10 protein-coding genes, 1 tRNA gene and 1 pseudogene are annotated in these 15,387 nt (G+C 70.3%); 5 read left to right on the top strand and 7 right to left on the bottom strand.

The genetic code is table 11. The features are described from left to right. Positions 1-474 precede the first annotated feature (474 nt). The 7 genes and pseudogenes from gap to ACYVMZ_RS08095 form a co-directional block, all read right to left on the bottom strand. Positions 475-1,473, bottom strand: coding sequence for a type I glyceraldehyde-3-phosphate dehydrogenase (gap, locus tag ACYVMZ_RS08125; RefSeq protein ID WP_461077051.1), 999 nt, complete (start codon positions 1,471-1,473; stop codon positions 475-477). 107 nt (positions 1,474-1,580) lie between these two features. Then, a pseudogene (locus tag ACYVMZ_RS08120) lies at positions 1,581-2,536 on the bottom strand (GlxA family transcriptional regulator). 138 nt (positions 2,537-2,674) lie between these two features. Further along, entirely contained in the window at positions 2,675-2,896 is a 222-nt protein-coding gene (locus ACYVMZ_RS08115; RefSeq protein ID WP_461077049.1) for a hypothetical protein, read from the bottom strand. A 43-nt stretch (positions 2,897-2,939) separates the two neighbouring features. Continuing rightward, positions 2,940-4,328, bottom strand: a complete 1,389-nt coding sequence (locus tag ACYVMZ_RS08110; protein WP_461077047.1) for an OFA family MFS transporter — start codon at positions 4,326-4,328, stop codon at positions 2,940-2,942. Positions 4,329-4,450: 122 nt separating this feature from the next. Then, entirely contained in the window at positions 4,451-6,595 is a 2,145-nt protein-coding gene (locus tag ACYVMZ_RS08105; RefSeq protein WP_461077124.1) for an acetate--CoA ligase family protein, read from the bottom strand. Positions 6,596-6,599: 4 nt separating this feature from the next. Then, entirely contained in the window at positions 6,600-7,841 is a 1,242-nt protein-coding gene (frc, locus tag ACYVMZ_RS08100) for a formyl-CoA transferase (protein WP_461077045.1), read from the bottom strand. A gap of 12 nt (positions 7,842-7,853) precedes the next feature. Next, complete coding sequence (locus ACYVMZ_RS08095; RefSeq protein WP_461077043.1) at positions 7,854-9,536, bottom strand: thiamine pyrophosphate-binding protein; 1,683 nt, start codon at positions 9,534-9,536, stop codon at positions 7,854-7,856. A 197-nt stretch (positions 9,537-9,733) separates the two neighbouring features. Between ACYVMZ_RS08095 and sucC the strand changes: the two genes are divergently transcribed. The 5 genes from sucC to ACYVMZ_RS08070 all read left to right on the top strand — a co-directional run bounded on the left by sucC (position 9,734) and on the right by ACYVMZ_RS08070 (position 15,340). Further along, positions 9,734-10,864, top strand: coding sequence for an ADP-forming succinate--CoA ligase subunit beta (gene sucC / locus ACYVMZ_RS08090; RefSeq protein WP_461077041.1), 1,131 nt, complete (start codon positions 9,734-9,736; stop codon positions 10,862-10,864). Between the two features lie 14 nt (positions 10,865-10,878). Next, positions 10,879-11,763, top strand: coding sequence for a succinate--CoA ligase subunit alpha (gene sucD / locus ACYVMZ_RS08085; RefSeq protein WP_461077039.1), 885 nt, complete (start codon positions 10,879-10,881; stop codon positions 11,761-11,763). A gap of 191 nt (positions 11,764-11,954) precedes the next feature. Further along, the gene (locus tag ACYVMZ_RS08080) at positions 11,955-13,511 is read left to right on the top strand and encodes an aldehyde dehydrogenase family protein (RefSeq protein WP_461077037.1); all 1,557 of its coding nucleotides are present in this window, start codon (positions 11,955-11,957) and stop codon (positions 13,509-13,511) included. A 331-nt stretch (positions 13,512-13,842) separates the two neighbouring features. After that, positions 13,843-13,927 (top strand) — tRNA-Leu (locus ACYVMZ_RS08075). Between the two features lie 306 nt (positions 13,928-14,233). After that, on the top strand, positions 14,234-15,340 hold the full coding sequence (locus ACYVMZ_RS08070; protein WP_461077035.1) for an NAD(P)/FAD-dependent oxidoreductase: 1,107 nt from the start codon (positions 14,234-14,236) through the stop codon (positions 15,338-15,340). Positions 15,341-15,387: the final 47 nt, after the last annotated feature.

Genomic DNA, 15,387 nt, shown 5'->3' with positions numbered 1-15,387 from the left:
GGGGACTCTCTCGCCCATCTCCCGGTGGAAATCCGCATGTTGACGTGCGGATGGTCCTTGCGAGCCGCTGCTGCGTCGTGCGGTCGCAGGGGTTGGCCCGAGGTCGATGCCTCCAAAGGGTCGCCCGTCGTTCCGGACCAGGCCGTCGGCCACGGCCCTCGCCAGGCCCGCTGATGGGAACGAGCTTCAGATCGACAATCCGGTCTGGGTATCCCTGTTGGGGCTCCTCGAAAATCTCCAGCCCCGCTCCTCATCCCCACTTGTTCGCGGACGGTGAGGGGTGGCCGCAGGCCATCGCGGGGCGACGCTCGAAGAGTGCCTTGACCGGCCGTGGCGCTCCCGCACCCTCCGGAGGCCGGGCGGACCGGCTTGTGTGACCGAGCGCTCTGGTCGGCCCGACTGGTCAACCAGAGTGCCCAAGGGAAGTGCTGGCCGGCGCGGTCGCCGGAGGCGGGGTACCCCACCGGAGTCCGGTCAGCGGGTGGTGAGGAGCTCGAGTGTGTCGATCACGCGGTTGGAGAAGCCCCACTCGTTGTCGTACCACGCGACCACCTTGACGTGGCGGCCGTCGACGCGGGTGAGGGCCGAGTCGAAGATCGACGAGGCGGGATTGCCCGTGATGTCGGACGACACGAGCGGCTCGTCCGAGTACTCGAGGATGCCGGCGAGCGGCCCCTGAGCTGCGGCGCGGTACGCCGCCAGCACGTCGTCGCGTGTCACGTCACGGGCGACGGTCGTGTTGAGTTCGACGATCGAGCCCACCGGCACCGGCACGCGGATCGAGTCGCCCGACAGCTTGCCGTCGAGGTTCGGCAGCACCAGGCCGATCGCCTTGGCGGCGCCGGTCGTGGTCGGCACGATGTTGACACCGGCGGCCCGGGCGCGACGCGCGTCGCGGTGCGGACCGTCCTGCAGGTTCTGCTCCTGCGTGTAGGCGTGCACCGTCGTCATGAACCCGTGCTCGATACCGGCGAGTTCGTCGAGGACCGCGGCCAGCGGCGCGAGCGCGTTGGTGGTGCAGGAGGCGTTCGAGACGATCGTGTGCACGGCCGGGTCGTAGGCATCGGTGTTGACCCCGAACGCGAGCGTGACGTCGGCGCCGTCCGACGGCGCGCTGACGAGTACCTTCTTCGCGCCCGCGTCGAGGTGGGCGCGGGCGGCCTTGGCCGAGGTGAAGCGGCCGGTGGCTTCCAGGACGATGTCGACGCCGAGTTCGGCCCACGGCAGCTGCGCCGGTTCGCGCTCGGCCAGCACCGTGATCCGACGGCCGTCGACGACGAGGGCGTCCCCGTCGACCGTCACCGGACGCCCGAGCCGGCCGGCCGTGCTGTCGTAGGCGAGCAGCCGGGCGAGGGTGGCGGGCTCCGTCAGGTCGTTGACGGCGACGATCTCGAGGGTGCTGTCGCGCTCCAGCAGTGCGCGCAGCACATTGCGTCCGATGCGGCCGAATCCGTTGATGGCGATGCGAGTCATGAGTGATGTCCCTTCCCTTCGCCACCAGGCTCGCCCGCGGCTCGCGCCGCTGACAGTGGCGGGATCGCCACGGTTCAAAAGGACCCCGCCACACGGTGCCGGGCGGGTTACTCACCCCGGGTGAAGGTGCGCCGGTACTCGCTCGGTGTGGTGCCGAGGATGCGCTGGAAGTGCAGGCGCAGGTTCGCACCGGTGCCGAGCCCGACGTCGGCGGCGATCTGCTCGACGCCGCGCTGCGAGCGCTCGAGCAGTTCGCGGGCCAGGTCGATGCGGGCGCGCATCACCCACTGCATCGGCGTGTAGCCGGTCTCCTCGACGAAGCGCCGGGAGAACGTGCGCGGCGAGACCCCGGCCTGCCGCGCCAGTATGTCGAGGGTGAGGGGCTCGCCGAGCCGGTGCAGCGCCCACTCGCGGGTGACGGCGAACCGCTCGCCGAGCGGCTCGGGGACACTGCGCGGCACGTACTGGGCCTGGCCGCCGCTGCGGTAGGGGCGGCCACCAGACGCCGGGCCGCGTGGTTGGACGCGGCCACTCCGAGGTCGCCGCGCAGGATGTGCAGGCACAGGTCGATGCCGGAGGCGGCGCCGGCCGAGGTGAGCACGCTGCCCTCGTCGACGAACAGCACGTTCTCGTCGACCTGGACGAGCGGATGCCGGGCCATGAGGGCCCGCGTGTAGTGCCAGTGCGTCGTGGCGCGCCTGCCGTCGAGCAGGCCCGTGGCGGCGAGCGCGAAGGCACCCGTCGAGATGGCGGCGAGCCGCGCGCCCCGGTCGTGGGCGGCGATCAGTGCCTCGACGACGGCCTGCGGCGGGTCGTCGCGGTCCGGGAACCGGTAGCCGGGGACGAAGACGATGTCGGCCCACGCAAGCGCGTCGAGGCCGTGGGCGACGTAGTACGCGAGGCCATCGCCGCCGGTCACGAGACCGGGTGTCGCCCCGCACACCCGCACCTCGTACGGCATGCTCGCGCGGGTCGTGAAAACCTGCGCGGGAATGCCGACATCGAGCGGCTTCGCACCCTCGAGCACCAGGACGGCGACGCGATGCAGGCGGGAGGCTGGCACAGGAAGAGATTACGTGGGGCGTGACTTCGAGACGCCCACTGCGCTGACATCCCGCCGCACGGACCGGCGGACCCTACGCACGGAGGAGGGCCTCCCCGACCCCGGGGAGGCCCTCCTCCGTCACACGCCGGGTCAGCCTCAGCCCACCGGTCGGGGCCCCGGCCTCGGCTGCCGCAGCAGCAGCGCGAGCGCCGCCGCGACCATCGACACGCCCCCGGCGAGCGCGTACGCGCCGTTGTAGCCGCAGGCCGCCGCCGGCATGGAGCCCAGCCCGCCGCCGGCCAGGCCGCTGATCAGCTTGCCGCTGTGCACCGGACCGTAGTTGGTGGCGTACGCCGCCACCAGGGACCCGAATCCCACCTTCTGGGCGAAGCCGGTGCCAGGAGCAGGTCTGCCGTCCTGCTTACGCCATCTCCTCGCCGAGCGGATGCGGGTTGGGGACGATGCGCTTGGGCCTGGGCCGTCCCGGCGGATGCAGGAACAGGGCCACGAAGCCCGCGAACAGGGAGATCGAGCCCGCCAGGACGAACGCGCCGGAGTAGTCCCAGTTGGCCACCACCACGGCGCCCATGCCGGACCCGAGCAGGCCGGAGACCAGCTTCGACGAGTACACCAGGCCGTAGTTGGAGGCGTTGTTGTTCTCCCCGAAGTAGTCGGCGGTCATCGCGGCGAACATGGGGAAGATGGCGCCGCCGCCGAAACCGGAGATCGACGAGAACAGCAGGAACAGCGGCAGGTTCCCGAGGTTCCCGGACAGCAGGATGCCGTACTGCGACAGGCCGAGGACGATACAGACGAAGATCAGGCACTGTTTGCGGCCGTAGCGGTCGGAGAGCCAGCCGATGACACCGCGGCCCGTGCCGTTGACGATCGCCTTCAGGGACATCGCGGTCGCCACGATGCCGCCCGCGAAGCCCGCCTCGTCACCGAACGGCACCTGGAAGGCGATACCGAAGATGTTCACGCCCGAGGTGCACAGCAGACAGAACCACATGAGGGCCACGCGGCCGGTCTTCCATGCCTCCATGGGGGTGTACTGGTGCACGGCCGGCGGGTTCTTCTCCAGTGCGCGCCGGGCGCGTGCGTCGTCGGGCTTCTTCAGCGGGTCGACGTCGGCCGGCCACCAGTTCTTCGGCGGGTCGCGGAAGAAGTAGCCCGCCACCGCGACGACCGCGGCCAGGAAGACACCCACGCAGACCAGCACCCAGCGGAAGTTGGTGAGGTCCATGTAGCCGGTGAAGAGGAACACGAACGGCACCGAGCCGTAGGCGAATCCGCCGTTCACGAAGCCCGTCTTGCCGCCCTTGCGCTCCGGATACCACTTGGCGACCATGTTCACGCAGGTCGCGTAGACCATGCCCGCGCCCATGCCGCTGAACATGCCGAAGCCGATGTAGGCGACGATCACATGCGGCGCGAAGGCGAGTGAGAGGTATCCCAGGAGGGTGCCGAGCGCGCCGAGCATCATCGCCCAGCGGGCCGGAAGCCTGCCGCTCTCGCGCAGCTTGCCCGCGGGGAAGGCCACCGAGGCCTGGAAGAACACCCAGACGCCCAGCATCCAGAAGATGTGCCCGCTGCTCCACTGGTGTGCCGTGTGCAGCGTGTCCTCGGCGGACGCGAAGGCGTACTCGGCCGAGCTGATGCCCATCATGCCGACCCACGGCAGGATGACCATCCACTTGCGTTCGCGGCCCATAATGTCGATGTCGGTCTCACCGATGCGGTAGACGCGTCCGTTCGCGTCGGTCACCTCTCGGTAGGGAACCGATGTCGGCAGATCGGTCGTTGTCATGTCGTGTTGCACCCCTTGCGTCGAAAGATCTGGCCAGCGCCCCCTGTCCCATGCCTTTCGTGCGCGCTCGGGTCCCGGGGCCGGCCGACGCGCACCGTCGGCCGGCCCCCCCGCCACTCACCTCATGAACCGCCCCCCAGCAGCCCCGCGGCCCGCGCCCAGCGGTACTTCGCGCCGAGCACGGCCACCGGCTTCTCGGTCGTGTACGGGTACGCCACGACCCCCCGCTCGAAGAGGTACTGGCAGGCCTCCTCGACCTCCACATCGCCCGCGAGCGACGCCACCACGGGCTTGGCGATCCCGCGCTCCCGGAATTCGGCCACCACGCGCGCGGTGAGCTCGGCGAAGACCATGGGGGGAGTGACGATGGTGTGCCAGTAGCCGAGGACCAGCGCGTGGATCCGCGGGTCCTGAAGGCCCAATCGGATGGTCGCCTCGTACGTCGACGGAGGCTCGCCCCCGGTGATGTCCACCGGGTTGCCCGCGGCCCCGAAGGGCGGGATGAACGTCCGGAACGCCTCGTCCAGGTCGGGCGGGATCTCCATCAGCGACAGGCCGTTGTCGGTCACCGCGTCCGACAGCAGCACGCCGCTGCCGCCGGCTCCGGTGATGATCACGACGTTGTCGCCCCGGGGAGCGGGAAGCACCGGCAACGCGCGCGCGTACTCCAGCATGTCGTTCAGCCCGGGCGCCCGGATCACCCCGGCCTGCCGCAGGATGTCGTCGTACACGGCGTCGTCCCCGGCGAGAGCACCCGTGTGCGAGCCGGCGGCCCTCGCGCCCGCCGCCGTACGCCCCGCCTTCAACACGACAACGGGCTTCTTCGGCACGGTCGCCCGCGCCGCCTCCACGAACGCGCGCCCGTCCTTGAGGTCCTCCAGGTGCATCGCGATGCACTCGGTGTGCGGGTCCTCCCCGAACCAGGTCAGCAGGTCGTCCTCGTCCAGGTCCGACTTGTTGCCGAGGCCCACGATCGCCGACACACCCGTCTTCGTGGTCCGCGCGAAACCCAGAATGGCCATCCCGATGCCCCCGGACTGCGAGGTCAGCGCCACCCCGCCCTTGACGTCGTACGGGGTGCAGAACGTGGCACACAGGTCCTGCCACGTCGAGTAGTAGCCGTAGATGTTCGGCCCGAGCAGCCGGACGCCGTACCGCTCGGCGATCGCCACGATCTCCGCCTGGAGCGCGTGCTCGCCGGTCTCCGCGAACCCGGAGGGGATCAGCACGGCGTTGGGGATCTTCTTGCGTCCCACCTCCTCCAGGGCCGAGGCCACGAACTTGGCGGGGATCGCGAAGACCGCCACATCCACCTCACCGGGAACGTCGGTGACACTCTTGTACGCCTTGCGGCCCAAGATGTCATCGGCCTTGGGGTTCACCGGATGGATGTCCCCGGCGAAACCGCCGTCGATGAGGTTGCGCATCACCGAGTTGCCGATCTTGCCCTGCTCGTTGGAGGCGCCGATCACGGCGACGGACCTCGGCTGCATCAGCCGGCGCATGGTCGTCAGGATCTCCTCGCGCGCATACCGTCGACGGGACGGCGGCTGCGACTCGGCGAGAATGATCCGGACATCGGCGGCGACCGCCCCCTGCGCGGTCGCGATCACCGGATTGAGGTCCACCTCGGCGATCTGCGGGAAGTCCGCGACGAGTTGGGAGACCCGGCGGATCTGCTCGGCGACCGCCCACCGGTCCACGCCCGCCTGTCCGCGCACCCCGCGCAGGATCTCCGCCGACCGGATCGAGTCCAGCATGGACAGCGCCTCGTCCGCGTCGACGGGCGCGAGCCGGAACGTGACGTCCTTGAGAACCTCCACGAGCACCCCGCCGAGCCCGAACGCCACGACCTTCCCGAACGTCGGGTCCGTCACCGCCCCGACGATGACCTCCTGCCCCTGCGGCAGCAGCTCCTGCACCTGCACGCCCTCGATACGGGCTCCGGCGTCGTAGGCACGCGCGTTGGCGATGATCCGGTGGAACGCGGCCCGTACGTCCGCGGCGCCCTCGACGCCGACGATCACCCCGCCCGCGTCGGTCTTGTGCAGGATGTCCGGCGAGACGATCTTCATCACGACGGGTCCGCCGAACCGCGCCGCGCACGCCACGGCCTCCTCGACGTCCTTCGCCAGCTCCTCGCCCGGTACGGCGATCCCGTACGCGTCGGCGACCACCTTGCCCTCGGGCGCGGTCAGCGCGGTCCGTCCCTCGGCCCGCACGGAGTCGAGGAGCGCGCGCACGCGCAGCACCCGGTCTTCGGCCATCACGTCAGATCACCCCGTTCGACTTCAGCAAGCGCAGCTCCTCGTCGCCGAGCCCCAGCTCGCCGATGAAGACCTCCTCGTTGTGCTCGCCGAGCAGCGGTGAACTGGTCACCTCGACGGGGGAGTCGGAGAGCTTCAGCGGGTTGCCGACGGTCACGAACTCGCCCCGCTCGGGGTGGGAGATGCGGACGACCATCTCGTTGGCGACCAGCGACTGGTCCTCGATGATCTCCTTGGTGGACAGGATCGGCCCGCACGGGATGTTGTGCGCGTTGAGCCGCTCCAGCACCTCCCACTTCGGCAGCGTCGAGGACCACTCCTCGATCAGCTGGAACATCTTGTTCAGCTTGGGCAGGCGTGCCTCGGGCGTCGCCCACTCGGGGTCATCGGCCAGCTCCGACCGGCCGATGAGTTCGCTGATCGGCTTCCAGCCGACCGGCTGCACGATGACGTACACGTAGTCGTTCGGGCCGCCCGGCGCGCACTTGACCGCCCAGCCCGGCTGGCCGCCGCCGGAGGCGTTCCCGGAGCGGGGAACCTCGTCGCCGAAGTCCTCGTTGGGATATTCAGCGAGTGGACCATGGGCCAGGCGCTGCTGGTCGCGCAGCTTCACCCGGCACAGGTTGAGCACCGCATGCTGCATGGCCACGTTCACCCGCTGCCCGCGCCCGGTGCGTTCGCGCTGCAACAGTGCGGCGAGGATGCCCGCCACGGCGTGGACGCCCGTGCCCGAGTCCCCGATCTGGGCCCCCGTCGCCAGCGGCGGCCCGTCCTCGAACCCGGTGGTCGACATCGACCCGCCCATGGCCTGCGCGACGACCTCGTACGCCTTGAAGTTGGTGTACGGGCCGTCGCCGAACCCCTTGATGGAGGCGTAGACGATCCGTGGATTGATCTTACTGATGCGGTCCCAGGTGAACCCCATCCGGTCGACCGCGCCCGGGCCGAAGTTCTCGACCATGACGTCCGAGCGCCGGATCAGCTCGGTGAGGAGTTCCTTGCCGCGTTCGGTCTTGGTGTTGAGGGTGATGCTCCGTTTGTTGCAGTTGAGCATCGTGAAGTAGAGGGAGTCGACGTCCGGAAGGTCGCGCAACTGCCCGCGCGTGATGTCACCGGTCGGTGCCTCCAGCTTGATGACGTCCGCGCCGAGCCAGGCGAGGAGCTGGGTCGCGGAGGGCCCGGACTGGACGTGCGTCATGTCCAGGACGCGGATGCCGTCGAGAGCCTTGGTCGAGGTCTTGGTCATGCCAAGCGCTCCTCACTTGTACATGGTCTGGTTCATGGTTCCGGGGGCGTACGCGTCCGGGTCGACCCAGACGTTGATGAGCGACGGCTTCCCGGACTCGCGGGCGCGCCGCAGCGCCGGGCCGATGTCGGCGGGGTCGCGGACCTCCTCGCCGTAACCGCCCAGCATCTGGGCGAACTTGTCGTAGTGGACGTCGCCGAGGGTGTTGCCGACCCGTTCGCGTTCCTTGCCGTACTTGGCGGCCTGGCCGTAACGGATCTGGTTCATGGAGGAGTTGTTGCCGACGATGCCGACGAAGGGGAGGTCGTAGCGGACGAGGGTCTCGAAGTCCCAGCCGGTGAGTGAGAACGCGCCGTCGCCGAACAGGGCGACGACCTCCTTGTCGGGCCGCGCCTGCTTGGCCGCGAGCACGAAGGGGACGCCGACGCCGAGCGTGCCCAGCGGTCCCGGGTCCATCCAGTGCCCGGGCGACTTGGGCTGCACGACCTGCCCGGAGAAGGTGACGATGTCGCCGCCGTCGCCGATGTAGATCGAGTCCTCGGTGAGGAAGTCGTTGATCTCGCTGACCAGGCGGTAGGGGTGGATGGGGGAGGCGTCCGACCTGAGCTGCGGCAGCCGCTTCTCGAGCGCGGTCTGCTCGGCCGCCCGCAGCTCGTCCAGCCACTCCTTGCGCTTGGACGCACCGCCGTTGACGCGTCCGGAGGCCGCCTCGGTCACCGACTTCAGCACCAGGCCGGCGTCGCCGACGATCCCGAGGTCGATGTCGCGGTTCTTGCCGACGGTCCGGTAGTCGAGGTCGATCTGCACGACGGTCGCGTCCGGGGAGAGCCGCTTGCCGTAGCCCATGCGGAAGTCGAAGGGCGTGCCGACGATGACGATGACGTCGGCGCCCGAGAAGGCGTACCGGCGGGACAGCTGGAAGTGGTGCGGGTCACCGGGCGGGAGGGTGCCGCGGCCGGCGCCGTTCATGTACGCGGGGATGTTGAGGGTCCTGACGAGCTCGATGGCCGCCTCGGTGCCGCGGATCGTCCACACCTGACCGCCCAGCAGGATCGCGGGCTTCTCGGCGTGCACCAGCAGGTCGGCGAGCTTCTCCACCGCCTCGGGGTCGCCGGCCGAGCGCGTGGAGGCCCGGTAGGCGCCGGGCTTCGGCACGCGCGCCTTGCCCACCGGCACCTTGGCGTCCAGCACGTCGCGCGGGATCTCCAGGAAGGAGGGCCCGGGCGCGCCGTGATAGCACTCGCGGAAGGCCATCGACACCATGTCCGCCGCGCGCGCCGTGTCCGGCACGGTCGCCGCGAATTTGGTGATCGGCGTCATCATGTCGACGTGCGGCAGGTCCTGCAGGGACCCCATCTTGTGCTGGATGAGGGCCCCTTGACCGCCGATCAGCAGCATCGGGGACTCCGCGCGGAAGGCGTTGGCGACACCGGTGACGGCGTCGGTCGTCCCCGGTCCGGCGGTGACGACCGCGCAGCCCGGCTTGCCGGTGATCCGGGCGTAACCGTCTGCGGCGTGGGCGGCGACCTGCTCGTGGCGGACGTCGACGACCTCGATGCCCTCGTCGACGCAGCCGTCGTAGATGTCGATGATGTGGCCGCCGCACAGTGTGTAGATGCGGTCGACCCCCTCGGCCTTGAGGGCCTTGGCGACGAGATGACCGCCGGAAATCACGTCCTGGGTGTCGTCGGGCATGGCGAAGTCCTGTCCCTTCATAGGGGGGTGGGAACACTCTCGCGGGGTTGCTCGTACATTGCATACAGTCGACGAATACTGTATGAAGCTTGTTATCCCGCATCCGATGGGTGGTGTCCAGGGGGCGTGCGGCACTTTTCCGTCATCGGAGTCCGGCCTGACGGCGACTGCCGATGACTTCGCAGACAGGAGCCGAGATGGACCTGTACGAACACCAGGCAAGGGAACTCTTCGAGGGACACGGCATCGTGGTGCCGAGGGCCGAGGTCACCGACTCCTCGGAACGGGCGCGCGAGATCACCCGCCGGCTCGGCGGCCGCGTTGTCGTGAAGGCGCAGGTCAAGACCGGCGGGCGGGGCAAGGCGGGGGGAGTGAGGCTCGCCGCGGACCCGGCCGCCGCCGAGCTGACGGCACGTCACATCCTTGGTATGGACATCAAGGGCCACACGGTCCGCAAGGTCATGCTGGCCCAACCCGTGGACATTGAGGCCGAGTTCTATGTCTCCTACGTCCTCGACCGCGCCGCGGGCCGCTTCCTCGCGATCGCCTCCGCCGAGGGTGGCATGGACATCGAGGAGGTCGCCGCCAGTCGCCCGGAGGCTGTCGCCCGTATACACATCGACCCCGCTGCGGGCGTCACCTCGGCGAAGGCCGGAGAGATCGCCGAGGCGGCCGGGCTGCCGCCGCAGACCGCCGACGTCCTCGTACGGCTGTGGGAGGTGCTGGTCCGCGAGGACGCCCTCCTCGTCGAGGTCAACCCGCTCGTCCGCACGCGGCAGGGCCGGATCATGGCCCTCGACGGCAAGGTCACCCTCGACGACAACGCCCGCTTCCGCCAAGCCCGTTGGGGTGCCGAGGGCGCGACCCGCGACGACCCGCTGGAGGCGGCGGCAGCCGCCAAGGGCCTCAACTACGTCAAGCTGGACGGCGAGGTCGGCATCATCGGCAACGGCGCCGGTCTCGTCATGTCGACGCTCGACGTGGTCGCCGGCTGCGGCGCCCGCCCCGCCAACTTCCTCGACATCGGCGGCGGGGCGTCGGCCCGGATCATGGCGGGCGGGCTGTCGGTGGTCCTCTCCGACCCCGCCGTGAAGTCCGTCTTCGTCAACGTCTTCGGCGGCATCACCGCGTGCGACGCGGTCGCCGACGGCATCGTGCAGGCCCTGGACACCGTCCCGTTGACCAAGCCGCTCGTCGTGCGTCTCGACGGCAACAACGCGGCCCGGGGCCGCGCTGTCCTCGACGAGCGCGCCCATCCGCTCGTGCAGCAGCTCACCACCATGGACGGTGCCGCGCGCCGTGCCGCCGAACTCGCCCACGCAGCCTGAGGAGACCGGACGACATGGCGATCCACCTCACCAAGGAGAGCAAGGTCCTCGTCCAGGGCATGACCGGCGGCGAGGGCATGAAGCACACCCGCCGCATGCTCGCGGCCGGCACGAACGTCGTCGGCGGCGTCAATCCGCGTAAGGCCGGCCGCACCGTCGACTTCGACGACCGTGCGGTGCCCGTCTTCGGGTCGGTCGTCGACGGTATACAGGCGACCGGCGCCGATGTCACCGTCGTCTTCGTACCGCCGGCCTTCGCCAAGGCGGCCGTCGTCGAGGCCGCCGACGCCGGCATCGGCCTCGCGGTCGTCATCACCGAGGGCATCCCCGTCCACGACTCCGTCGCCTTCACCTCGTACGCGAAGACGAAGGGCACCCGGATCATCGGCCCCAACTGCCCCGGCCTGATCACCCCCGGCCAGTCCAACGCGGGCATCATCCCGGCCGACATCACCAAGCCGGGCCCCATCGGCCTGGTGTCCAAGTCGGGGACGCTGACGTACCAGCTCATGTACGAGCTGCGCGACATCGGCTTCTCGACCTGCGTCGGCATCGGCGGCGACCCGGTCGTCGGCACGACCCACATCGACTGCCTCGCCGCCTTCCAGGACGACCCCGACACCGAACTGATCGTCCTCATCGGCGAGATCGGCGGCGACGCGGAGGAACGCGCGGCCGCCTACGTCCGCGAGCACGTCACCAAGCCGGTCGTCGGCTACATCGCCGGCTTCACCGCCCCGGAGGGCAGGACCATGGGGCACGCGGGCGCGATCGTGTCCGGCTCCTCCGGCACGGCCCAGGCGAAGAAGCAGGCGCTGGAGGCCGCCGGCGTCAAGGTCGGAAGGACCCCGACCGAGACGGCCCGACTGGTACTCGACGCACTCGGCCGCGGAGCGTGACGTCACTCAAGAGCCACGCCTCTCCCGCTCAAGAGCCGCGCCGCTTCGGCTCAAGAGCCGGGCCTTTCCCACTCAAGAGCGCCGCTTCGGCTCAAGAGCCACGCCCCGCCCCACCCAACAGCCATGCCCCTCCCGGCCGAAGAGCCGTGCCCGTCCCGCCCCCGACCGTGCACCGTGAGCGGAGCAACCCGATGGCACCCACCCTCACCCTCAAATCCGGCACCTCCTGGACCGACGCGTGGCGGCGCTGTCTCACCGTCGCACCCGAGGCCTTCCGGGACGACCGCGTCCTCAATCTCTGGAACTGCGCCTGGCAGGCGGACGGCCGGGTGCTGCCCGCCGTCAGCCCCGTCGACGGCAGCCCGATCGCCGGCCCGCCGCGTCTGGACCGGGCCACCGCACAGCAGGCCGTACGCGCCTCACTCGACCAGCACCGCGCCTGGCGCCACATCCCGCTGCCCGAACGCCGTGCCCGCGTCGCGGCCACCCTCGACGCCCTCACCGAGCACCGCCACCTGCTCGCGCTGCTGCTCGTCTGGGAGATCGGCAAACCCTGGCGGCTCGCGCAGGCGGACGTCGACCGGGCCATCGACGGGGTGCGCTGGTACGTCGACGGCATCGAGCCGATGGTCGCCGGCCGGGCCCCGCTGGACGGCCCGGTGTCCAACATCGCCAGCTGGAACTACCCGATGAGCGTGCTCGTTCACGCATTGCTGGTACAGGCACTGGCGGGCAACGCGGTCATCGCCAAGACCCCGACCGACGGCGGTGTCGCCTGTCTGACCCTGGCCTCGGCGCTCGCCGCCCGCGAGGGGATTCCCGCCACCCTCGTCAGCGGCAGCGGAGGCGAGCTGTCCCAGGCGCTCGTGCGGGCGCCGGAGATCGGCTGCGTCTCCTTCGTCGGCGGCCGCGACACCGGCGCCGCGGTGGCCACGGCCGTCGCCGACCTCGGCAAGCGGCACATCCTCGAACAGGAAGGACTCAACACCTGGGGCATCTGGAACTACTCGGACTGGGACGCGTTCACCGCGGTCGTCCCCAAGCTCTTCGACTACGGCAAGCAGCGCTGCACGGCGTATCCGCGCTTCGTCGTCCAGCGGCACCTGTTCGACGCGTTCCTGGCGGCGTACCTGCCGGCGGTGCGCACGCTCAGGGTCGGCCACCCGCTCGCCGTCGAGAGCCCTGACGATCCCTGTCCGGAGCTGGACTTCGGGCCGCTGATCAACGCGGCCAAGGCGAAGGAACTGCACGACCAGGTCGCCGAGGCCGTCGACCGGGGCGCCGTCCCCCTGCACCGCGGGAGGCCGACCGATGCCCGGTTCCTGCCCGGCCAGGACACCTCGGCGTACGTCCAGCCGGTCACGTTGCTCAACCCGCCCCCGTCCTCCCCGCTCCACCACGCTGAGCCGTTCGGCCCGGTCGACACCATCGTCCTGGTCGACACGGAGGCGGAACTGCTGGCCGCGATGAACGCTTCCAACGGGGCGCTGGTGGCCACCCTGTCCACGGACGACCGGGCGACCTACGAGCGGCTGGCCCCGCAGATCCGCGCCTTCAAGGTCGGCCACGGCACGCCACGCTCCAGGGGCGACCGCGACGAGCTGTTCGGCGGGCTCGGCGCGTCCTGGCGCGGCGCTTTCGTCGGCGGCGACCTCCTGGTCCGTGCCGTGACCCAGGGCCCACCGGGGGAGCGGCTGCCCGGGAACTTCCCGGACCACCAGCTGCTGCCGTCAGCCACCGGCTCATGACGTGACCGCGCCCCCTCTTCCGGGGTGGCACCCGCATCCACGGGTGCCACCCCGCCCGCCCCGCCACTTGCTCGATGCCCAGCCCCACAGCCCCACAGACCCACAGACCCGCGGATCCACAGACCCGCGGACCACGGCCCCCGACCCTCGGCCGCCGGCGTGCTCCCGTGAGTGGTCGGCACGTCACCCGCGGTGACATCGCGAGGGCGTCGCGTCACACGGCTCACCGACGCCTCCGGCGGACGGAAACGCAGGTGAAAGGCACTGCGAAAGCTTGGTATGGTTGTCCATGTCGCCGCGGGGGACCCCCCGGCAAGGCGGCAGACACCTGGTCCGGGTGGCGGAATGGCAGACGCGCTAGCTTGAGGTGCTAGTGCCCTTTATCGGGCGTGGGGGTTCAAGTCCCCCCTCGGACACTTACACAAAGACATATCAATCTGTATCAATGAGTCACTTGTGCGGGTCGAGGGTTACCTTGGCCCGCACGAGTCGTTTCCGGGAACGAGTCGTTCCCGGGAACGAGGCGTCTCCGGACTCGGGCTCGTCCGCGCAGGCCGCAGAGGCCACATGACCCTCATCGGTACCGTCGCTTCACAGAACACACACACCATCCCATTACTCCTTTAAGTTTCAAGCGCTACGCTCACCGGCAGTCGAGTGGTCGAGGCGGCCCACCCGCCGCGGCACTCGCACCTTCCTCCCCACAGGCACAGGAGCTCGGTGTGCATGACGGCGACGTAGTGGTGATCGGCGGCGGCTATGCGGGCGTCCGGCTGGCGAAACGGCTGGACGGGACGGCGCGGGTCACGCTCGTGGACCGCAAGGAGGTCTTCTTCCACCGCATCGCCTCCCTGCGCGCCGGCGTGCGCCCGGAGTGGGCGGCGACCCCCTTCATTCCGTACGACCGGCTGCTGCACCACGGACGCGTGGCCGTCGGCAAGGTGGTCCGCATCGACACCGCCGAGCGGCAGGTCGTCCTGGCGACGGGCGAGCGGCTCCGGTACGACGTGGTGGTGATCGCCACCGGCGCCGACTACCCGGAACCGGCCCGCTTCACCGGCACCACCACCGAGGAGGCCGCCAAGTCCTTCGCCGAACACCAGCAGAAGGTCGCCACCGCCGAACACGTCCTCGTCGTCGGCGGCGGCCCCTCCGGTGTCGAGCTCAGCGCCGAGATCCGCCTGGCCCGGCCCGACGCCCGGGTCACGCTCGCCCACTCCGGGCCCGAACTGCTCCATTCCACGGGCAGCACGCGGGCCGGGCACAAGGCCCGCGCCTGGCTGGAGTCCCACGACGTGGAGGTGCGGCTCGACTCCTTCATGTCCCCCGGCAACGACTACGGCACCTATCGCGACGCCCAGGGGAACGTCATCGAAGCCGACCTCTCCTTCTGGGCCACGGGCACCACCCCGAACACCCTCTGGCTGCGGCTGGCCGGGCACGGTGACTGGCTGAACGGGAGCGGACACGTGAAGGTCGACCGGACGCTGCGCGTCGAGGGCCGGCTGGACGTGTTCGCGGTGGGCGACGTCAACGACGCAACCGAACTCAAGATCACCCCGGCCGCGCTCGCCCAGGCGGACCTCGCCGCCCACAACATCCGCGCCCACCTGCGCAGTTCCGGCAGACACCGCAGACAGCCCCGCTTCTACCGGCCGATCCAGCGCACCCCGCTCATCGTGCCGTTCGGCCCGGCGGACGGAGTGACGCTGCTGCCCGTGCCGGGCGGCGAGACCACGGTCCTCGGCAGCCGCACCACCACCCTCGCCAAGGCGAAGACCCTCATGACCCCCTACATGAGGCGCCAGCTCGGATACACCGCGGCCTGAGGCACCGGACCGCTGCCCACAGCCACCGGGCCACCGGGCCCGCCCCA

The sequence above is a fragment of the Streptomyces deserti genome (assembly GCF_054782695.1).
This window is presented reverse-complemented; position numbering and strand designations above follow the sequence as displayed.